Source organism: Nocardioides sp. YR527 (assembly GCF_900101045.1).
GTDB lineage: Bacteria > Actinomycetota > Actinomycetes > Propionibacteriales > Nocardioidaceae > Nocardioides.
Genome location: NZ_FNFN01000005.1, coordinates 563,968 through 585,270 on the forward strand (window position 1 = coordinate 563,968; position 21,303 = coordinate 585,270).

Consider the following 21,303-nt stretch of genomic DNA (forward strand, 5'->3'; position numbering starts at 1 on the left):
CGGTCCGGCCACAGAACGTATCAACTCGCTCGGAGGACCCCATGAAGCTCCGTCTGGCCGCGATCGTCGCCAGTGCCCTCGTCGCCACCAGCCTCTCGGCTGCCATCTCCCCCTCGGGGGCGGCGCCGGGCAACACCGCACCCGGCAGTCCCGTCAGCCTGACCGTCGACGACGTCACCCGACCGCTCAACACCGACCTGACGCCCCGGTTCGGCTGGCTGCCGCAGGACAGCGACGCCAACGAGGTGCAGAGCGCCTACAAGGTCGAGGTACGCGACGCCGGCGGTGAGATCGTCTGGGACTCCGGCAAGGTCACCTCCGCGCAGCAGTCCTACGTCGACTACGCCGGTGAGACCCTCGAGCCCGGCAGCCGCTACACCTGGCGGGTCATGACCTGGGACCGCCGCAAGCACCCCTCGCGCTGGTCGGCGAAGGCCGCCTTCGAGACCGGGCTCGGCGACACCGACTGGGGCGGGGCGAGCTGGATCAGGAGGCCACCGGGCACCGCGGACAACCCCGCCCAGGAGCGCGACGAGTGGACCCTGGCCCGCACCGAGGTCGAGGTCCCGGACGGCAGGATCGTCAGCGCGCGCAGCTACCTGGCCGCCAGCCACACCGCCGAGCTCTACCTCGGCGGCGAGCAGGCCGACCGGATGAGCAACTTCGGCTACCCGAGCGAGGGCTACTACCAGGCCGCGGACGTCACCGACCTGGTCACGCCCGGCGAGACCCTCTCCCTCGGCCTCAAGCTGCACTGGTTCAGCGGCGGCCAGGGCCGCGCCGCGGGCATCCCCGGCGTACTCCTGAAGCTCGAGCTCACCTACGCAGACGGCGAGACGACCACGATCGTCACCGACGGCTCCTGGAAGGTCCGCCGCGGCCCGTACGTCACCGTCGGCACCCGCAACGGCGAGGGCCTGTGGATCGAGCACCTCGACGGTCAGGTGGCCCAACAGATCGGCGACTGGACCGCGCCCGGCTACGACGACTCCCAGTGGTCCGGCGCAGTGGTCGTCGGCGCGCACCCGGTGGCGCCGTTCACCCACCTGGAGGGCCAGCAGACCCGGCTCGAGGAGACCGTCGTCCACCCCGAGCGCATCCTCCGAGCCGCCGACGGCACCCCGGTCGCGGACTTCGGCACGATCATCCCGGCGCGACCCGGCGTGCACTTCGAGGACGGAGTCGCCGGGCGACAGGTCCCGATCCGGGCCGGCTACGAGCTCGCCGACACCGGCCGGGTCTCGACCACGGGACTCTCGACGCAGAGCACCAACATGTCCTTCCCCTACACCCAGGCCGCCGGCGAGCAGGACTACCTGGCGGTCGGCCACCTGGGCTTCCGCTACCTCGAGGTCCCGGGCGCCGGCGAGGAGATCACCGCCGAGGACGTGACCGCGACCGTCGTCCACACCGCCTACGACGAGGACGGCGCCGCCACCTTCGACAGCTCCGACGAGACCCTCGACGACGTCTGGGACCTGATGGACCGCTCGCTGCGCTACTCCGTCCAGGAGACCTTCGTCGACACCCCGACGCGTGAGCAGGGCCAGTTCCTGCACGACACCGCCAACATCTCGATCGGCCTGATGTCCTCCCAGCGCGAGCGGGTCGCCTCCCGGCAGGCGATCCGGGAGTTCCTGCTCAGCCAGGAGCGCTACTGGACCACCGGCAACGACGCCGGCCGCTACAACGCGGTCTACCCCAACGGCGACGGCAAGCGGGACATCCCCGACTTCACCGAGGTCGTCCCCGACTGGATCTGGCGCTACTACCTCGAGACCGGCGACAAGGCCGTCCTCGAGGACGCCTACGACAACCTCACCGCCACCGCCGGCTACATCCGCCGTCACATCGCCACCAGCGGCCCGACCCAGGGCCTGGTCACCAACCTGTCCGGCGGCTCCGGCCAGTACCTGTACGGCATCGTCGACTGGCCCGCCCACGGCCGCTTCGGCTACGACATGACCACCGCCGCCAGGACCACGGTCAACGCGCTCGGCGTCGACGTGCTCCGCAAGGTCGCGTTGATCGGCGAGGAGCTGGACCGCCCGGCCGAGGAGGTCGCCGCGCTCAACTCCGATGCCGACGCCCTCGCCGCCCGGATGAACCAGACGCTGCGCAAGACAGACGGGACCTACGTCGACGGCCTGCTCGCCGACGGCACCCAGTCGGCCCACGCCGGCCAGCACGCCACCTCGTACGCCATCGCCTTCGGCATCGCGCCGGCGCAGGACGTCCCCGCGCTCGGTGAGCAGGTCGCCGCCCAGGGGATGAAGCAGGGCCCGATGACCGCCCACGTGCTGCTCGAGGCCCTCGCCGACGCCGGTGCCGGTGCAGGCGTCCTGAAGCTGCTGACCAACGAAGACGACTACGGCTGGGCCGGCTGGCTCGCCGACGGCGGCACCTTCACTCCCGAGGCCTGGGAGCTGAGCGGCTCGGCCAACAGCGCCTCCCACGGCTGGGGCTCGCGCGGCATCGTCGACATCACCGAGTCGGTGCTCGGCATCCGCACGACCGCTCCGGGCGCCGCCGAGGTCGAACTGAGCGTCCCGGCCACCGGCCTCACCCACGCCCAGGGCTCGGTGGTGACCCAGCGCGGCCGCGTCGCCACCGCCTGGACCCGCAGCGACTCCGGCACCGTCGCCCTCCGCGCCACGATCCCGGTCAACGTCACCGCCGTCGTACGCCTCCCCGCGGGCCACTACCTGGCCACCGGCCCCGGCAGGACCGCACCGGAGCGCCTCGGCACCGAGAACGGCATCACCTCCTACCGGATCGGCTCCGGTGCCTGGACCTTCAAGAAAGGGGCATGAACAGGCGCCGTGACTCCGCTAACCTGCGGCAGTGCGCCGAATCGCAGTGCTCGCCGCGGGTCTCCTGATCGGGACGGCCCTGGCCGCCTGTGGGACGACCGAGCCGCGTGAGACGGCCTGGCCCGACGGGCTGACCGCCTACCTCGACCAGACCCGGCTCCAGCGCAACACCGGCGAGGCGTTCGTACGCCTCGTCAACGACGCCGGCTCCTCGATCGAGGTCTCGCGCCTCGAGGTGGGCAGCGACCGGTTCCGGGCCCGATGGACGGGCTCGGAACCGGTCGACCCGGAGATGGACTTCGACTTCGACATGCCGCGCGGGAAGTGCGGCGAGGGCGGCGACGCCGAGGTGACCATCACCTGGCGCGAGACCGGCGAGGCGGCGGCGGAGTGGCGCACCAGCACCGGCCCCGCCGAGGACAGGTACGCCAACGTCGACCGTCTCCTCGACCGCGACTGCGCCGAGCGCACCCTGACCGAGGCGGCCGAGATCACGGCCGGGGATCCCCGGGTCGAGGGCGAAGGCAAACAGAGCGTCTTCGTCCTCCCGGTCACCTTCGCCTCGACCGAGAAGGCCCCCGAGGTCACCTTCGACGGCTGGGAGGGCACCGTGCTCTTCCAGCTCGCCGCCGAGACTCCCACCTGGCCGCGGACCGCCCCGCACCCGATGACGGGCGACCCGATCACGCTGGAGCTGCGCGTCCTGCCCGCCAGGTGCGACCCGCACGCCTTGGCCGACGACAAGGTCGGCAGCCTCTTCCGGGTCCACGTCGGCGGCCCCGACGTCCCGGACGGCGCCAGCTACTTCCTCCCGCTCAGCAAGGCGCAGAAGACCGCCCTCTACGACTTCCTTCCCGGCTACTGCGGCTGGGAGTGAGCTCAGCCGAAGAGCGGACCGAGCGCAGCCCGAGCGAGGAGGAAGCCCACGATGCCCACCGCCCACGCCGTCGCGCTGGCGGCGTGCTTGGCCAGCCAGCCGTCGAGAAGGGCCAGCGGTCGGGCCACCAAGGGTGCGGCGAAGACGCGCGCGGCGGTGAGCAGGAGCGCCGGAGCGATCATCACGACGCAGTAGCCGAGCACCCACAATCCCGACACCGGCCACTCCGGCCCCTGGGTCCCGATCACTCCGATCGCGGCGAGGTAAGGGAGCATCGAGGCGGCCTCGACCAGCCCGGCGAGCACCGCCAGCGCGGCGAGCGCCGAGGCCGAGCCCGACTCCGAGGCGACCGCCCGCTCGCGCCAGCGGAGCAGGCGGCGCGGCGGCTCAGGCGCATCGGCCCGTTCCTTCCCCGGTCCGGGCGGGTCCAGCCTGAAGCTCCACGCGAACAGCCCGACGCCGAGGATCAGCTGCCCCCACAGCAGCGGACGCGAGTCGCGCAGCCCGCTGAGCGCGTCGGCCACGGCCGAGCCGCCCAGCAGGATCGCGATGCCGAGCAGTGCGTAGAACCCGGCGAGCGCGCCCAGGTAGACCAGGATCCGTCCGGGCCGCACCCGGCCGGGGGCCATCAGCAACCACACCGGGATCAGCAGTGTGCCGAAGCTGGTCGAGTCGATCAGTGCCAGCACCGCCAGTGCGACGTACGTCGCGGTGCCGCCCAGATCGCCGGTGAGTGGGCCGAGGTCGATGTCCATGCCCCGAGGCTCGCGTGCGCCCGGGCCGGTTCGCGTCGGCCGAACCGGTGATCCTTCGGCGCGGGGATACATCCTTCGGATGACCCCGAGGAGGCGGCGTACGTGCTGAGATGGTGCCGTGGACCGCCCGACCCTGCTGCAGCAGCTGCCCGCGGCGCTTCTCGGCGGTGGCACGAGCCTGCGCGCCGCGGACCGTCGTCTGGCCTGGCTCGACGCCGTGGTCGTCCTCGCCGCCGGTCTCGCGCTGCATGCCCTGGGACAGGTCGGCGGCGTACGCGGGCTGCACCCGTTCGGCCTCGACCTGGACAGCGTGCCGACGTGGTGGCATCTCGTCCCGCTCGCCCTCGCGGCCGGGGCGCTCGTGCTCAAGCGGCGCCGGCCGCTCGCGGTGCAGACCGTCGTCGCCCTCTGCTTCGGGGCCGACCTGCTGCTCGGGGGCAGCATCGCGATGGTGGTGGTGCTCTGGGACGCGCTCTTCGCCGGCCAGCTGCACGGGTCGCCACTGGCGCGGCGCATCACCACCGTGGCCGTCGCGGTGGCCATCGCAGCGGCGGTCGTCGCCTCCGCCGCGGCCACCTCGGACCCCCGCACCCCGATCGTGCTCGCGCTCACGCTCTTCGCGATCGTCGTCACCCCGATGTGGTGGGGCAGCAACGTACGTCAGGGCAGCGAGCTCGCCGACGCCGCCGAGGACAGGGCCCGGCTCGAGCGGGAACGCAGCGCCGCGCTGCTGCGCCTGGCCGACGCCGAACGGCACGACGCGGTCCGGGCCGAGCGCTCCGCGGTGGCCCGGGACCTGCACGACGTCGTCGCCTCCCACCTGTCCGCCATCGCGCTGACCTCGGGTGCGGCGCTGGCCGGTGAGCACGACCCGGAACGAGACCGGGCGGCGCTGCGGCTGGTACGGGCGGAGAGCCTGGCCTCGCTCGACGACATGCGCGCGATGATCCGCGTCCTGCGCTCCGACGGCGACTCCGGTGACTCCGGTGACGCCGGGGACCTCACCGCCGCCTCCCGTGCCGCCAACCTCGGCCCCGTCCTGGAGCAGGCGCGCCTGGCCGGCCTGCCGCTGCGGGTCGACGACCCCGGTGGGCTTCTCGACGGCGCCGACCTCGCGCTGCCGGTCGCGGTCGACCACGCCGTCTACCGGATCGTGCGCGAGTCCCTGACCAACGTGCTCAAGCACGGCGGCGGCACCACTCATCTGCGCCTGATCCCCGCCGACGCCCTCGAGATCGAGGTGACGGATTCCGGTGCCGCGAAGGAGCCTGCGGCCGAGGCCGGCACCGGAACTGGACTGGTGTCGATGCGCGAACGAGCCGAAGCTGTCGGTGGAACCTTCGAGGCCGGCCCCGACGGCACCGGCTGGCGGGTCCGAGCGATCCTGCCGCTGCCGGGAGCGAGCGCATGATCCGGGTCCTGCTCGCCGACGACCATGCCGCCATCCGGGCGGGTCTGCGCATGCTGCTCGCCACCGCCGGCGACATCGAGGTGGTGGGGGAGGCTGCCGACGGCGCGACCGCGGTCGCCAACGCGCGGGCCCTGCGACCCGATGTCGTGCTGATGGACGTACGCATGCCCGGCACCGACGGCGTGACCGCGACCCGCCAGGTCGTCGACGAGGGGCTCGCCGACGTACTCGTGCTCACCACCTTCGACCTGGACGAGTACGTCTTCGGTGCCCTCCGCGCAGGCGCGGCCGGGTTCCTGCTCAAGTCGGCCGAGGCGTCCGACCTGGTCGACGCGGTCCGGCACGTCGCCGCGGGCGACGGCGTGGTCGCCCCGGAGGTCACCCGCCGGGTGCTCGCCGAGCTGGCCGGCGCACCGGGCCGATCGGGCCCCGCGCCCACACCCGCGGCACCGCTCCCCGCGGACCTCACTCCCCGGGAGAGGGACGTGCTCGCGGCCCTGGGGCAGGGCCTGTCCAACGCTGACATCGCCCAGCGGCTGGTGATCTCCGAGGCGACCACGAAGACCCACGTCTCCCGCGTCCTGGCGAAGCTCGGGGTCGCCTCCCGGGTCCAGGCGGCGATCCTGGCCCGCGAGGCAGACATCATCTGAAGACCCGCTCACAGCCCAGAGTTCACCGGTTCGTGACCTTCGAAGCCCCCATCCGGACGGATCAGGTAGCAGAATTACCAACCGTCCGTAACGCACACACTGGAGGATTCATGTCCGGGAAGAACCGCTCCGTGCTCACGATGCTCAAGCTGCTCCTCGCAGCTCTCGTCGCCACCACCGGCCTGCTCGGCGGGAGCGTCGCGCTGGCGCCCGCCGCCCAGGCCGACTGGATCGAGAGCTGCACCCACAAGGGCTGTGCCGAGGCCCTCGACTCCAACGAGGTCTGGGCCTCGCTGGGCTACCCGACCAACCGTGGCTGGCACGACTGGCCGCCCACCGGCACCTGCAACTTCTCCGGGGGCACCTACAACAACTACGAGGGCGAGCTGCCCTCGGGCCACTCCTACCTCGAGTTCGACGTGACCCCGCGTGAATGCGGTGCGCAGCGCCAGTCCTACCGGCTCGTGGTGGACACCACAACGGGGGACGTCTACTTCACCCCCGACCACTACAGCACCTTCTACTTCCTGGTCTGAGCCTTTCGAAAACGGGCCTCTGACCTGGGCAGACACGGCATCGCCGGCCCAGGTCGGAGGCCCATTCGTACGCTGATGACCTCCTGAGACCTCGCTGAGCCCCCGCTGAGACGTCGAAAACACGGGTCCGAGGATCGCGAAGCGGCTGGCGGCCCGCCGTACTCTAGGGACGTTTGTGACCGCGGGAGGGGACATCGTGAGCTGGCAGGGCAATCCGCCATACATACCTACGCCGACGCCGAAGAAGAAGCGAGGAAAGAAGGTCCTGAAGGCCTTCTTCATCGTGATCCTGGTGTGCGCGCTTCTCGGTTCCCTGGGTGTGATCGTGGCCTACAACGCCATCCCGATCCCCAGCGCCAACTCCGCCTACGAGAAGGAGACCTCCTTCGTCTACTACCGCGGCGGCAAGGACGAGCTCGGGCGTTACATCGCCGACTCGCAGGACCGCGACTCGCTGCCCTATGACGAGATTCCGCAGCTGATGAAGGACGCCGCGGTCGCCGCGGAGGACCGTACGTTCTGGACCAACAGCGGCATCGACCTCAAGGGCATCGCCCGCGCGCTGGTGAACAACAACACCGGCGGCGCCCAGTCCGGTGCCTCGACGATCACCCAGCAGTACGTCAAGAACCTCTACCTCACCCAGGAGCGCACCTACACCCGCAAGGTGAAGGAAGCGGTCATCTCGCTGAAGATCAGCCGGCAGAAGTCCAAGGAGGACATCCTCGCCGGCTACCTCAACACCATCTACTTCGGCCGTGGCGCCTACGGCATCGAGGCCGCGTCGAACGCCTACTTCGACAAGCCGGCCGCGGAGCTCACCCTCCGGGAGGCCGCCGCCCTGGCCGCGATCCTCAACGACCCCAACGACCTCGACCCGAGCAACGGCGAGGAGGCGGTCGCCGAGCTCGACGGCCGCTACCGCTACGTCATCAACTCGATGGTCAAGATGGAGATGGTCGACGCCGCCGAGGGGGAGAAGGCCAAGCAGTCGCTGCCGAAGTTCAAGAAGCCGCGCTCCGACAGCCGCTACGGCGGCCAGAAGGGTCACGCGCTCAAGCTGGTCCGCGACGAGCTCCTCAAGCTCAAGGACGAGCAGGGCAACCCGCTGGTCACCGAGGACGAGATCAACGGCGGCGGGCTCCGCATCACCACCACGCTGACCAAGAAGACGATGAGGACCGCGGAGGAGGCGGTCAACGACGTACGTCCCGATGACAAGAAGGCCTACATCGAGGGCGATGTCTCCGACGAGCTGCACGTCGGCGCGGCGACGGTCGACGTCAAGACCGGCGCCCTGCGCGGCTTCTACGGTGGCCAGGACTACCTGGAGTCCCAGATCAACTGGGCCGCGAGCAGCTCGACGATGGCCGGGTCGACGATGAAGGCGTTCACGATGGCGGCGGCACTGAAGGCCGGCTACTCGCTCAAGGACAGCTGGGACGGCAACTCTCCCAAGGACTTCAACGGCCTGCCCGTCCGCAACTCCGGCCAGAGCGCCGCAGACCCGAACGGACACAGCTATGGCTCCGTCAGCAGCCTGACGGCCATGGAGAAGTCCATCAACACCGCCTTCGTCGAGATGTCCGACTCGCTGCCCAACGGCAGCAAGGACGTCTACGACATGGCCGTACGCTCCGGCATCCCGCGCGGCGACCGCAGCGACCCCGCCTACCCGGGCATCCCGATGAAGTCGGGTGGGGACATGCAGCCCGAGAACTTCCTGCTCACGCTGGGCAACTCGACCGTCAGCCCGATCAACATGGCCAACTCCTACGCCACGATCGCCAACGGCGGAGTGCACAACGACGTCTACGTCGTCTCCAAGGTGGTCGACGCCGACGGCACCGTCCTCTACGAGCACGACGACACCGCGGGCAGCAAGCGGGCGATGGACGAGGACGTCGCCGCCGACACCTCCTACTCGCTGCAGCAGGTCGTCTCCAGCGGCACCGGCCAGGCGGCCAGCGCCGTCGTCCAGCCGGCCGCGGGCAAGACCGGCACCGCGACCAACGACAAGGACGAGGTCTCCTCGGCCTGGTTCGTCGGCTACACCCCGCAGCTCTCCACCGCCGTGGCCTACAGCCGCGGCCAGGGCAGCGGCGCCCTCGACGGCTGGCTCGACACCTTCTTCGGCGCCGACTACCCGGCCGACACCTGGGTCGAGATCATGGGAGCGCTGACCGACGAGCTCGAGTACGAAGAGTTCCCGCCACCGGCCCAGCTCGACGGGGACGCCCCGGAGTCGGGCCACGCACCCTACGTCCCGCCGAGCCCGGATCCCGAGCCGACCGAGGAGCCGGAGCCGTCGAACACGCCGCCGCCTTCCGAGACGCCGACGCCGACTCCCACGCCGACGCCCACTCCGACCCCGACGCCGACTCCGACGCCGACCAAGACGCCCGGTCCTCCGGACCCCGATCCCGACGACCCCTCGACCGAGCCCGGGCCGCTCTGAGGCGGCTGATGAACGGTGCTGCTCGAGATCCGTGGCCACAACCTCCCAGGCCGGACCTGGCATCTGGACGACGGTCCCTGCCACAACGTCCATGTCGGCATCCAGCGGGGAAAGCACCCGGTCGAGCTGGTGCCCGGCGACAGCGAGAGCGCGGTCTGGAAGGCCGAGATCGAGCTCCTCGACGTCGATGCGGGTCTCGACTTCCGCGGCGACGCGGTGCAGGGCCGACGCGGAGCCAGGTTCGTCTATCTGACCTGGGGTGAGGTGGGCAACGACGGGTTCACGATGTTTCGTCGCGCCAAACTGATGCTCGACGATCTCGCCCCGATGGCGGCGTCCGGCCGGACCGGGCAGCACGTCATCGCCACCGTCGACCTCACCGACGAGTGCGGCGGCCCGCGATGCGCACGACTGGCCGCGCCGGCCCTCCAGCTCCGAACCAGATGATGTGTCAACGCTTGCCTGGGGGACCTCATTTCCCGCGACCTTGCCCGACACGGTTAGATAGTGCCCGTGTCAGTGATCGCCCCCGTCGACGTCCACGATGACACCGCTCTGAAGGCTTGGTACGCCGTGGAGGCGGCATCGATGGCGTTCGACCGACCCTACGCGTCACATCGCACCTTCGAGGCGCTCGCCAATTCCGTGCGCACCCCGCACGACCACGGCCGCCGCGTCCTCCTCGCCGCGAAGGAGCAGGGCGAGACGATCGGCATCGCCGAGCTCGACCTCCCGGAGGAGGAGCGGAGCCATGTCGTCGAGCTGGGCATCCACGTCCTCCCCGTGCACCGCTGGCGCGGGGTCGGCACCGAGCTGTGGCGGGCCGCCGATGACGTACGCCGCACCAGCGGCCGCACCCTGACGACCGCCGAGGTGACCATCCCCCCGAAGTCGTCCCTGGCCTTCGCGCGGGCGCTCGGCTTCAAGTCCGTACGCCGCGAGGACCACCTCGCCGCCGACCTCCCGCTGCCCCACAAGCCCTTCAAGGTGCTCGGCTACGAGCTCCTGATGTGGGAGGACCGCACCCCCGAGGAGCTGCTCGCCCAGTTCGTCGGCCTGCGCAACCAGATGGGCAAGGAGATGCCGGGCAAGACCGAGCAGGACATGGTCGCCCACACCGCCGACCGCATCCGCTCGGCCGAGAAGAGCACCGCCCGCTCCTACGACCGCATCACCGCCGCCGCCCGCGAGATCCTCACCGGCGAGCTCGTCGGCTACTCGGTCATCTTCCTGGCCCACGGCAGCGACGAGGCCATCCAGGACGACACCTTCGTCAAGTCCGCCCACCGCGGCCACAAGCTGGGCCTCGCCCTCAAGGTCGCCACCCTCGCCGCCGTCCAACGCGACCACCCCGAGCGCACCAGCATCCACACCTGGACCGACCCGTCCAACGACGTGATGCAGCGCATCAACAGGCAGTTCGGCTTCCGCAAGATCGAGCTCATGCACGAGGTCCAGCGCACCGACCGCTGGTAGCAGAACGCTGCCTAGGTGCGGCGTCGCAGCGCGAGGATCGTCAGGTCGTCCTCGATATCCCCGCCTGAGGTGAGCCGCAGCGCGGCGGCGACGGCTTCCGCAGCCGAAGTCGATCCGGCACACTCTCGCCACACCCCCGAGAGGTCCTCGACCGTACCGCCCAAGGCATCGAGCACGCCGTCGCTCACCACCACAAGGATCTCTCCGGGCTCCAGTCTCTCGATGTCGCTGGTTCGCCGGACGTCAGCGGCGACGCCCAGCGGGAGATCGCCGGCCTGCAGACGGCGTACGGCTCCGTCCGGCGCGACGACGGCAGCCAGCCCGTGTCCCGCGTCCGAGTAGGTCAACACTCCGGTCGGCAGGTGCAGGAACGCACGGAACATCGTCACGAACGCGTGCGTGTTCTCGAGGTCTCGAACCATGCCCTGCTCGGTGGCGACCAGCGGGGTCACCACGTCCCCGGCGTCCGCATGAGCCCTCAGGAGCGACCGTGTCGTAGCAGCCAGGATCGCCGCCCCCGGTCCCTTTCCCATGACGTCGGCGAGCGTGAGCACGAGGCCGTCGTCGACCCCGTGCCAGTCGTAGAAGTCGCCGCCGACGGAGCCGGCCGGAACGAACCGCGCAGCCAGCTCGTACCCCGGAATCCGAGGAGCCTCGGCAGGAAGCAGACTCATCTGGACCTGTGCTGCCCGGTGCAGCTCCTGTCGCTCTGCGGTGACATCTCGGAGCACGGTGACCACCCCGCCCCCGGCGGACTCGGGGAGCCTCGCCGTGGTGAAGGCGACGATGCGCTCGTCTGCGGCATCCAAGGCAGTGGCGGGGCGCACCAGCAGATCGAGGTCTCGTACGTCGCTGCCCGCCAGCGAACGGCGGAACGGAAGGTCGGTCGGCGCGAGGGCTGCGCCGTCGAGGCCGCGGATCCCTGCCACATCCGAGATGCCGGTGGGAGTGTCGTCGACGTCGGTGGCGAGCGCGTGGTGGGCACCCAGCAGAAGACGGGTGGCCGCCGGGTTACGCACCATCACCGCGCCCTCGCGGTCGACCACGCGCACTCCCTCGGACATCGTGTTGATGATCGTGCCGAACAGATCGGCCTGGGCTTGCGCCTGGTCCCGGGCGTCAGCGAGCGCGTCGGAGAGGACGTCACGCGCATCGCGGTCCAGGGCAAGGGCCAGGCCGATGACGCACACGAGCACGACGTAGAGCTGTGACACGGCGATCTCGACGATCGGGTCGCCGATGCCGAGGAACGGTCCTCGGCCGAGGGCGGTGATGCCGATACACGCGACGGCGACGAGCCCACCGTGCAGCGAGACCAACGGCGCCGGGAGCCGAACGCCTGCCCAGCATGCGAGCGCCAGGAGTGGGAAGACCAGGGCGATGTCGTTCATCCCGAGGAACCACAGCGCATGCAGCGCCGGCGAGATCACGAGCACGAGAAGCTGTTCACCCGGTCGCGAGGGTGCTGACGCGCGAGTCCTCGGACCCGGCCCAACGGGATCTGTGCGGCGCGCCACCAGCTCGCTGATCGAGAACCCGAGCGGACAGAGAACGACGATGCTGCCCATGTTCCGGGCGCACCAGAGCAGGATCACGTCCCATCGCCACCCGTCGCCGGCGATGAGCGATCCGGCGCCCACCACAGGCGCGGACATCAGCGGCCCGACGAATGCCGCAAGGAAGAACGGCCAGAGCTCCGTACGCTCCAGCGACCTGCGGCCGCGGCTCCGCCAGACTCGCGGGCACCGGTGCGCGAGGATCGCACCGGTTACTGTGACCTGGACGACGGCGCCGACCGCGGTTGCGGCGGCCCCCGTCGCCGTGCCCCCGGTCGCGGCGACCCCCACGGCGGTCAGCACGCCGATCAGGGCAACGTCGAGGACGACCCCCTGGCGGCGTGCCCGGGCCGCGATCCAGAGCACCGACACGCCCGCGGCGGGCCAGACCATGCTGATGGTGCTCTCCGGCTGGACGGTGGCTCGGCCGAGGAGGACGGCCAGCAGATAGCCGGCCGCGAAGGCTGCGACGGTCACCGGCTCCGTGTACGCCGGACCAGTCCTCGCTCGGTCGGGATGGCGACCACGTACGCGCTCGTTCTTCACCGGACCTCCTTCGGTCGATCGTCTCTGGTCTCGAGACGCTTCGTTTCCAGGTGTATGACCCCCATGGTGCCTCTAATGCACCGTTTGCGGACGGATCTGCATCGTGTTCATGGTTATGGTGGGACGTGAGCCGCGGGCGTCGGGTCGTCCGTGGATGACGGGATGAGAGACGCAGTGACGCTGGCCAAGTCAGGCACCGCCCAGGGGATCGGTGCGTTCCGCCTCGCGATGATCCGTCTCGTCGCGGTGCTCACCCTTCTCACCGGAACGACCTACGTCATCTGGCGCTGGGGCTGGTCTCTCAACCTCGATTTCTGGTGGATCTCGGTGCCGTTGGTGGTCGCGGAGACGTACGCCCTTCTCGACGGAGCGCTCTTTGCGATCACGGTCTGGCGCATCAAGGTCCGCGGGCCCGCCCCACCACCCGCGCCGGATGCGACGGTCGACGTCTTCATCACGACCTACAACGAGCCCATCGACGTCGTCGAGAGCACGGCACGTGCGGCCAAGGCGATCCGCTGGACGCACCAGACATGGATCCTCGACGACGGCGACCGACCCGAGATGAAGGCCGTCGCGGACCAGCTCGGTGTCGGCTACCTGACGCGCAGCTCGGACTGGCAGGGGAAGTCGCGACACGCGAAGGCGGGCAATCTCAACAACGCTCTCTTCCAGACGACCGGCGAGTTCCTCCTGATCCTCGATGCCGACCAGATTCCCGATCCCGAGATCCTCGAGCGCATGCTCGGCTGGTTCGAGGACGAGGACGTCGCGATCGTCCAGTCGCCGCAGTGGTTCACGAACGTCGAGGAGTCGGATCCGCTCGGCAGCCAGGCGCCGCTGTTCTACGGACCGGTCCAGCAGGGCAAGGACGGCTGGAACGCGGCATTCTTCTGCGGCTCGAACGCCGTCCTGAGGCGTGAGGCCCTGATGCAGCTCGGGATCGTCGGGTACGTCCGCGAGACCGAGAGGACGGTGCGCCATGCCCTCGTCGTCTCCCGGCAGGTGCTGGGGAGAGCACAGCGCTCGGTGGGTCGCGACGGCGATCCTGTCGTCCGTGCCGCGCTCGCCGGCCTTCGTGGGTCCGCCGCTGACGCGCTGGCGCGGATCGACGCCGGTGAACCGGTTCAGTCCGTCAGCTGGGACTTCCAGCAGGCCGTGGACGCGACCAGCCGGTCGATGGTCTCTGCGGACCTCGCCGCGATCCGTGCGGACCTGGCCGAGATGGGTGAGCTGAGCACGCTCGATGAGACCGGTGAGGATCCGACCGATGAGGAAGCCGTACGTCGGCTCGCTGATCCGCAATGGTCGCCGCTGGCGGCCGTGGAGCGGGTCTCGACGCTCATCCGCACCGTCGACGTGGACCGGTCCCAGGAGGCGCTCCCGGTGATGCCGGTGTCGTCCTTGTCCGTCACGGAGGACATGGAGACCTGCATGCTGCTGCACAGTCAGGGCTGGAAGTCGGTCTATCACCACGAGATCCTCGCTCGAGGCCTCGCTCCCGAGGATCTCGGAACGATGCTCAAGCAGCGACTGAGGTGGGCGCAAGGCACGATGCAGGTCTTGTTGAAACGGAACCCGCTGACGCTCCGCGGCCTTCAGCTCGGTCAGCGGTTCAGCTACTTCGCGACCATGTGGAGCTATCTCACCGGCTTCGCCGCCCTCGCGTTCCTCTCGGCGCCGATCCTCTACCTGACGATGGGCGTGACACCGGTGAAGGCGTGGGGCTCGACGTTCCTGGCGTTCTTCGTGCCGTACTTCGTGCTGAACCAGCTGCTGTTCGCGCTCGTCGGATATGGGACCAAGACCTGGCGAGGCCAGCAATACACCCTCGCGCTCTTCCCCATCTGGATCCGGGCCATGACCACCGCAGCCGCCAACGTCTGGTTCGGCAGACCGCTCGACTTCTCCGTCACGGAGAAGAGGCGCGTCGCCTCGGCCCGCTTTCCGGTACGACTCATCTGGCCCCAGCTCGCGTTCATGGCGGCCATGGTCCTCGCCGTGCTGGCAGGCGTGCTGCACCTGGTCGTTCCCGAAGCGGACCAGTTCGCGCTCGGTGAGCCCCCGACGCTCTGGGGCGTCGGCATCAACGTCGTCTGGGTGCTCTACAGCCTCGTTGTGCTCAGCGTGATCGTGAAGGCCGCGCTCTACCGTCCGAGCACATCGGTCCCCGCCAACAGCGAGAAGGAGCAGTGAGCCATGGAGTTCGTGGAAACCACATCGGACAAGGGCGTCGTCATCGCACCCCAGGGCAAGTTCAACCTGGTCAACGCACCGACGGTGAAGGCGCGGATCGACGAGCTGGTGAGCGGCGGCGCGTCCCGGATCGTCATCGACCTCTCGGGAGTCAGCTTCATCGACTCCTCGGGCCTGGGAGCGTTGATCGGCAGCCTCAAGTCCGCGCGCCAAGCCCGTGGCGACGTACGCATCGCGAGCCCGGGGGAGCAGGTCCGCGCCGTGCTCCGGCTCACGAACCTGGATCGGATCCTGGCTCCGTACGAGACCGTCGAGGACGCCTCGCGTGGCTGGTGAACCTCATCAGTACCGGCTCGAGGGCTTCGCCGCGCCCGATCAGCTCGACCATGTGCACGCGCTGCTCGAGCGCGCCGGCCGCGAGCACCCCGAGATCGATCCGATCGACCTGATGCTCTTCGACACGGCCGTCATCGAGATCGCCAACAACGTCGTCGAGCACGGCAGGCCGCGGGGAAAAGTACGCTGGCGGCTCACGGTCAGCATCGGCGAGGCCGAGATCGTCGCGGACCTCTACGACTCAGCACAGCCCGCGGACGTCGCCTTCGACACCGCGATGCCGGAAGCAGACGCCGACAGCGGCAGAGGCCTTCCCCTCGCCTGCGCCCTGCTCGATGAGCTCACGGTGACCCGTGAGCCGGGCGCGAACCGCTGGCGAATGGTGCGCCACCTGGCGCGCCAGTGACCGGCCGGACCGCTGCATTCCAGGGCCTTGCGTGGTAGGCCGTGCGGGGCTCGAACCCGCGACCCAAGGATTATGAGTCCTCTGCTCTAACCGACTGAGCTAACGGCCCGGGCAGATCCTAGCGGCCTCTCACTCGCCGGGACACACGGACCGATAGGGCTGCGCGGGCAGGAACTCGTCCCACTCCTCCTCGGTCAGGTCCCGGCCCGCCATCTGGCAGGCGAAGTCGATGGCCCGGTCGAGGTCGGTCTCCCACCGGTAGACCGTGCCGTCGTTCGACGCGATCGCGACGTCGTGGCTGTCGCCGATGAACTGCGCGCCGGCCGGGACCGGTTCGCCCACGTGAGGTGCCCAGCGGGTCCAACGTGGTGGCGTCCCACAGGCTGACGCCGCCGTCGTCGGCCCCGGACACGAGCCGCGACCCGTCGTCGGAGTAGTCGAGCCAGAGCACGGCGGAGCCGAGGCCGGTGGACCGCTGCTCCTCCGGTTCCTCGCACAACGAGAACAGCTCCTCGCACTGGTCGATCAGCAGCGCCGCCCCGCGCGGGGCGCGGGCGAGAGCGGTCAGCGAGTCCATCGGATGGACGCCAGGCGTGATCGTCACACTGTGCTGACCACGGCGGCGCAGGGCCGCAGCCACTCCTGCCCGGAGCAGCGAGGACTTGCCCGAGCCCGAGGGCCCGATCAGGGCGAGCACCGAGGTCCGCGCCAGGATGTCCAGGCAGGCGGCGACGTCGGCGTCCCGCCCGAAGAACCACTCGGCGTCCTCGAGGCCGTACGGCCGAAGGCCCAGCCACGGACAGGTGGCCGAAGCGGTGGGCGCATCGACCACCAGCAACGAGCTGTCCTGCCGGAGGATCGAGGTTTCCAGCGCGATCACGTCGGGCCCCGGATCGATGCCCAGGTGCTCGGCCAGGACTGCCTTGAGCTGGTGGATCGTACGCAGCGCCTCGCCCTGCTGCCCTGACTGGTACTGCGCGCGAGCCAGCACCACCCAGCGGTACTCGCGCAGCGGCGCGGCGCGGACCAGAGCCTGTGCCTCGGAGAGGACCTCGCGGTACCGCCCGGCCCGCAGCAGCGCGTCGATCCGGAGCTCCTCGGCCTCCAGCCGCAGCTCGGACAACCGCGTACCGGCTGCGACCGCCGGCTCCCAGCTTTCCAGCTCGGCGAAGGCCTCCCCGTGCCACAGCTCCAGGGCCTCGGTCAGCAGGTACGCCGCCCGGTCGGCCTCACCGAGGGTGAGCATCTCGCGGGCCCGGCCGACCTGGTCCTCGAACCGCAGCGAGTCCATGTCCTCGGTGGGCAGGTGCAACGTATAGCCGTGAGGTGAGGTCCGGATCGCTTCCCGTCCCAGCACCTTGCGGAGCCGGACCACGCATCCCTGCAGGATCTTGCCGGCCGACGCCGGCGGGCGCTCGCCCCAGAGCGCGTCGAAGAGCTGGTCGGCACTCACCGGATGTCCGGGGTCGGTCGCCAGCGCTGAGAGAACCACTCGGTCCCGCCGACCCAGGTCGCCCGAGCCATCCACCGTCAGTGGGCCGAGAACGCTGATGCCCACGCGCCCAGCGTCGCACCGGGTCCTGGCGCCGTCAACGCGGTCGATACCGGCGCGATACCGAGCCCCGACCGCGGCGATACCGACCGATGTCAGAACGGAGATTCACACCGGGGCCACCAGCCCCACGACCCGAGGGGAAACATGATGAACACCGAGAACACCCGCCGCACCGCGACCGCTCTCGCCACTGCTGTCGCCGCCGCGAGCGCACTGACGGTCATGTCGGCCGTTGCGCCCGCAGAGGCCGGCGCGCGCCCTGTCGACCCTGCCGCCGACCCGGTCACGCTCTGCCTCGACGACCCCACGGAATCCAGCACCGGATCCATGGAGATCGACGAGATCGTCACGATGCTGAAGGTGCGGAGGGCGAGGTACCTGGCCGACCGCCCGGACCTCCTCCGCTGAACGATCCCGGGAGCCGACAGGCTCCCGGGATCAACCCTCGCTGTTGATGCGGTACTTCCCGTCGGCGTAGACGAGCCCCAACGTCACCGTGCCGCCGTCCTGCCGGCCGTCCTTCATCGAGTACTTGTAGGTGTAGGTCACCTTGAGCGGGTCGACGCTGGGAGAGACCGAGACGACGCTGGTGCTCGCGACGGAGCCCCACCAGTCGCGGTAGCCCTCGAGTCCGCCGCTGCTGGCCTGGAACGCCGGGGTCAGCATCGAGCTGTACGCGCTGTCCGGGTTTGCGGGCGCGGTGGCGAGGTAGCTGCGGATGAAGGCGTCGATCCCCTCGGCGCTCGCGCCGGCGGTCTCGCTCGCCGAGGGGCTCTCGCTCGGAGACTCGCTGGCAGTCTCGCTGGGCGTCGGCTCCTCGGACGCCTCCTCCGACTGCTCGTCGTCCGCGTCGTCGGTGGCCTCCTCGGTCGCCTCCGAGAGCGGCGATCCGGACGCCACCGGCTTCGGCTTCGCGCTCGGCTCCTCGCCGCGGTTGGCCCACAGCGCTCCGCCGACCACGAGCACCAACGCCGCCGCGACGGCGAGCGCGATCGGCCACCAGCGGCGCCGCGCCGGGGTGCTGGTCGACTGTGCCGTTCCCGAAGGCGCGGCCGGGGCCGGAGCCGGCGCCGCGACCGCGGCAAGGGTCTGCGTACGCAGCGCCACCGGCTCCAGCTTCTCGGCCGCCAACCGCCCGGCCAGGAAGTCGACGACGTCCTCGGCCGACCATCGCTCGGCGGGGTCGTAGGCCATCGTGTGCTCGAGCAGCGGTGCGAGCCGGCCCGCCAGCGGCGTGCGCGGCGGGTCCTCGTGCACGACCCGGTACAGCGTCGCCAGAGCGTTGTCGCCGATCCCGTAGGGGGGCTCGCCCGTCAGTGCCTGGAAGAGCGTGGCCCCCAGCGACCACATGTCACTGGCCGGGGTGGCCCGCCCGCCGGTGGCGATCTCCGGAGCCAGGTAGGCCGGGGAGCCGGTGACCTGACCGGTCTGCGTGGTCTGGGAGTCGACGCCGCGCGCGATCCCGAAGTCGGTCAGCTTGGCGCGGTCGGCGCGGCCGACCACGATGTTGGCGGGCTTCACGTCCCGGTGGACGATGCCGGCGGCATGGGCCGAGCGCAGGGCGGAGGCGATCTGACCGATCAGCCTCGCGGCGTCCTCGATCGGCAGCGGGCCGTCGTCGCGCACCATGTGAGCGAGGGTCTTGCCCTCGACGTACTCCATCACCAGCCACGGCTTGTCGTCGTCGCGCACCAGGTCGAAGACGGCGACGACGTTCGGGTGGACCAGTCGTGCGGCGAGCTGTGCCTCGCGCTCGACGGCGGCATCCGATACGCCGTCGAGTGCGATCAGCTGTTTGAGTGCGACCGAACGCCCCAAAATTTCGTCGGTGGCGAGCCAGACGGCTCCCATCGCTCCCCGGCCGAGCTCCCTCTCGAGCCGGTACCTCCCTGCGATCACCCAGGTCCCCTCAAATCTCGAACGCGTTCGCCAGTGGTCAACTCTAGGGGGTATCGCCTACTACCCTTGCTTCCGGGACAGCCCGTTCCGGGCCCCGGAAACACCATCTGAGAACGACCTGAGAAAGGCACCACGTGTCCATCGATCCCACACTCCTCGACGACCTCGAGTGGCGAGGCCTCATCGCCGACTCGACGGACCGCGACGCGCTCCGAGAAGCGCTCGCCGGCGGGAGTGTGAAGTTCTATATCGGGTTCGACCCCACCGCGCCGAGCCTGCACATGGGCAACCTTCTCCAGATCACCATGGCGATGCGCCTGCAGCAGGCCGGCCACACGCCCTACGTACTGGTCGGCGGTGCCACCGGCATGATCGGCGACCCGCGCGACTCGGGCGAGCGCACCCTCAACTCGCCCGAGACCGTCAAGGAATGGGTCGGGAAGGTGCGGAGCCAGATCGAGCGGTTCGTCTCCTTCGAGGGCGAGACCGCGGCGACGATGGTCAACAACGCCGACTGGACGGCGTCGTTGTCGGTGATCGACTTCCTCCGTGACATCGGCAAGCACTTCCCGGTCAACCGGATGCTTGCCCGTGACACGGTGAAGAAGCGTCTCGAGGACGGCATCTCCTACACCGAGTTCTCCTACATCCTCCTGCAGTCCATGGACTACCTGAACCTCTTCCGTACGCACGGGGTGAGCCTTCAGTTCGGTGGCTCGGACCAGTGGGGGAACATCACCGGCGGTGTCGAGCTGGTCCGCCGGGTCACCGGCGAGACCGTCCACGCCTTCACCACTCCGCTGATCACCAAGGCCGACGGCACCAAGTACGGCAAGACCGAGGGCGGTGCCCTCTGGCTCGACCCGACGATGATGTCGCCCTACGCCTTCCACCAGTTCTGGCTCAACGTCGAGGACGCCAAGGTGGGGGAGATGCTCCGTGTCTTCACCTTCCTGTCTCACGAGGAGATCGAGACCCTGGAGGCGCAGCACGAGGAGAAGCCGTTCCTGCGGGTGGCGCAGAAGGCGCTCGCCGATCACATGACGACCCTCGTGCACGGGGCGGGGGAGACGGAGCAGGCCAAGCAGGCCGCGGCCGCGCTCTTCGGCGGCGGCGACCTGGCCACCCTGAGCAGTACGACGCTGGCGGCCGCGATCACGGAGGCCGGAGCCGTCGAGCTGGAGCGTGGTGAGGAGCTGCCGACCTACGTCGACCTCTTCATCGCCGCCGGCCTCGTCTCCTCCAAGGGGGAGGCCCGCCGCACGATCTCCGAGGGCGGGGCGTACGTCAACAACGTCCGTGTCGAGGACGCCGAGGCGGCGCTCGGCGAAAAAGAGTTGCTCGGGGACGGCTGGGTTGTCCTGCGTCGGGGCAAGAAGAAGTTCGCCGGCGTACGCCTCAAGTAGGCTCTGACCTGCGAGAACGCCCCGGAGAAGGTGACCGCCTTCCCCGGGGCGTTCCTCGATTTGGCAAGCGCGTCACTGAGGCGTAATGTTCATCTGGTCGCCGGGGTGCGGCGGGAAGCAAGTTCGAGTCTTCGAGCGGGTTTCCGGCCCCTGAGTCGGCCGCCAACATTCTCGAGCTTCAGCTCGGTTCAGAGTCTCAGTCGGGTCTTCGGATCAGACATCAAGACCGTGACGAACCGTAGTTTGATCGTCTTGTGCTGTGTGGCGTGGATATCGTGGTTTATCCGATAAGAGCGAGAATTCGCCGAGTTGGAGAACAAAACGAGATCCGATAAAGTCCTCCAGGACTGAGGCGGATAAGGCTTCAAACTTTCAGCGGGAAAGCGCGGTTAGCGCCGAATTGCGAAAGTGAGAATGGCTCCGCTAA

At 69.7% G+C, this 21,303-nt stretch carries 17 protein-coding genes and 1 tRNA gene; 13 read left to right on the forward strand and 5 right to left on the reverse strand.

Translation table 11 applies throughout. The features are described from left to right. Positions 1–41 precede the first annotated feature (41 nt). Together BLT25_RS18195 and BLT25_RS18200 are read left to right on the forward strand one after the other, a co-directional pair. Positions 42–2,813, forward strand: a complete 2,772-nt coding sequence (locus BLT25_RS18195) for a family 78 glycoside hydrolase catalytic domain (RefSeq protein ID WP_091048767.1) — start codon at positions 42–44, stop codon at positions 2,811–2,813. A 31-nt stretch (positions 2,814–2,844) separates the two neighbouring features. After that, on the forward strand, positions 2,845–3,690 hold the full coding sequence (locus BLT25_RS18200; RefSeq protein WP_143033785.1) for a hypothetical protein: 846 nt from the start codon (positions 2,845–2,847) through the stop codon (positions 3,688–3,690). Between the two features lie 2 nt (positions 3,691–3,692). Here the strand turns inward: BLT25_RS18200 and BLT25_RS18205 are convergent, their stop codons facing one another. Continuing rightward, positions 3,693–4,445 carry a GAP family protein gene (locus BLT25_RS18205; protein WP_091048771.1) on the reverse strand — a complete coding sequence of 251 codons (753 nt, stop codon included), beginning with the start codon at positions 4,443–4,445 and terminating at the stop codon, positions 3,693–3,695. A 118-nt stretch (positions 4,446–4,563) separates the two neighbouring features. On the opposite strand from BLT25_RS18205, the gene BLT25_RS18210 reads away from it, so the two are divergent. The 6 genes from BLT25_RS18210 to BLT25_RS18235 all read left to right on the forward strand — a co-directional run bounded on the left by BLT25_RS18210 (position 4,564) and on the right by BLT25_RS18235 (position 10,976). Beyond that, complete coding sequence (locus BLT25_RS18210) at positions 4,564–5,856, forward strand: sensor histidine kinase (protein WP_091048773.1); 1,293 nt, start codon at positions 4,564–4,566, stop codon at positions 5,854–5,856. Further along, a complete protein-coding gene (locus tag BLT25_RS18215; protein ID WP_091048776.1) occupies positions 5,853–6,506 on the forward strand; it encodes a response regulator in 654 nt (217 codons plus the stop codon). Before BLT25_RS18210 ends, BLT25_RS18215 begins: the two co-directional genes overlap by 4 nt. 110 nt (positions 6,507–6,616) lie before the next feature. Beyond that, a complete protein-coding gene (locus BLT25_RS18220) occupies positions 6,617–7,042 on the forward strand; it encodes a ribonuclease domain-containing protein (RefSeq protein WP_091048779.1) in 426 nt (141 codons plus the stop codon). Positions 7,043–7,238: 196 nt separating this feature from the next. Next, positions 7,239–9,500 (forward strand): transglycosylase domain-containing protein, encoded by a 2,262-nt coding sequence (locus BLT25_RS18225; protein ID WP_256328660.1) that lies wholly within the window; start codon positions 7,239–7,241, stop codon positions 9,498–9,500. Positions 9,501–9,515: 15 nt separating this feature from the next. Continuing rightward, entirely contained in the window at positions 9,516–9,947 is a 432-nt protein-coding gene (locus BLT25_RS18230; protein ID WP_091048784.1) for a DUF5990 family protein, read from the forward strand. 66 nt (positions 9,948–10,013) lie between these two features. After that, positions 10,014–10,976 (forward strand): GNAT family N-acetyltransferase, encoded by a 963-nt coding sequence (locus BLT25_RS18235; RefSeq protein WP_091048786.1) that lies wholly within the window; start codon positions 10,014–10,016, stop codon positions 10,974–10,976. 11 nt (positions 10,977–10,987) lie between these two features. Here the strand turns inward: BLT25_RS18235 and BLT25_RS18240 are convergent, their stop codons facing one another. Continuing rightward, positions 10,988–13,078 carry a SpoIIE family protein phosphatase gene (locus BLT25_RS18240; RefSeq protein ID WP_091048787.1) on the reverse strand — a complete coding sequence of 697 codons (2,091 nt, stop codon included), beginning with the start codon at positions 13,076–13,078 and terminating at the stop codon, positions 10,988–10,990. Positions 13,079–13,240: 162 nt separating this feature from the next. On the opposite strand from BLT25_RS18240, the gene BLT25_RS18245 reads away from it, so the two are divergent. From BLT25_RS18245 to BLT25_RS18255, 3 genes are read left to right on the forward strand one after another with little or no spacing between them, the layout of a single operon-like run. Further along, complete coding sequence (locus tag BLT25_RS18245; RefSeq protein WP_218131400.1) at positions 13,241–15,274, forward strand: glycosyltransferase; 2,034 nt, start codon at positions 13,241–13,243, stop codon at positions 15,272–15,274. Between the two features lie 3 nt (positions 15,275–15,277). After that, the gene (locus BLT25_RS18250; protein WP_091048789.1) at positions 15,278–15,610 is read left to right on the forward strand and encodes an STAS domain-containing protein; all 333 of its coding nucleotides are present in this window, start codon (positions 15,278–15,280) and stop codon (positions 15,608–15,610) included. Beyond that, complete coding sequence (locus tag BLT25_RS18255) at positions 15,600–16,016, forward strand: ATP-binding protein (protein ID WP_176884018.1); 417 nt, start codon at positions 15,600–15,602, stop codon at positions 16,014–16,016. Before BLT25_RS18250 ends, BLT25_RS18255 begins: the two co-directional genes overlap by 11 nt. Before the next feature lie 32 nt (positions 16,017–16,048). Here the strand turns inward: BLT25_RS18255 and BLT25_RS18260 are convergent. Together BLT25_RS18260 and BLT25_RS18265 are read right to left on the reverse strand one after the other, a co-directional pair. Next, a tRNA-Ile gene (locus BLT25_RS18260) sits at positions 16,049–16,125 on the reverse strand. 9 nt (positions 16,126–16,134) lie between these two features. Beyond that, the gene (locus BLT25_RS18265; protein ID WP_091048792.1) at positions 16,135–17,574 is read right to left on the reverse strand and encodes a BTAD domain-containing putative transcriptional regulator; all 1,440 of its coding nucleotides are present in this window, start codon (positions 17,572–17,574) and stop codon (positions 16,135–16,137) included. Between the two features lie 144 nt (positions 17,575–17,718). Between BLT25_RS18265 and BLT25_RS18270 the strand changes: the two genes are divergently transcribed. Next, positions 17,719–17,979, forward strand: a complete 261-nt coding sequence (locus BLT25_RS18270; protein ID WP_143033786.1) for a hypothetical protein — start codon at positions 17,719–17,721, stop codon at positions 17,977–17,979. 30 nt (positions 17,980–18,009) lie between these two features. Here the strand turns inward: BLT25_RS18270 and BLT25_RS18275 are convergent, their stop codons facing one another. Then, entirely contained in the window at positions 18,010–19,470 is a 1,461-nt protein-coding gene (locus BLT25_RS18275; RefSeq protein WP_143033787.1) for a serine/threonine-protein kinase, read from the reverse strand. 134 nt (positions 19,471–19,604) lie between these two features. Between BLT25_RS18275 and tyrS the strand changes: the two genes are divergently transcribed. Beyond that, on the forward strand, positions 19,605–20,876 hold the full coding sequence (gene tyrS, locus BLT25_RS18280; RefSeq protein ID WP_091048798.1) for a tyrosine--tRNA ligase: 1,272 nt from the start codon (positions 19,605–19,607) through the stop codon (positions 20,874–20,876). The last annotated feature ends 427 nt before the right edge of the window (positions 20,877–21,303 follow it).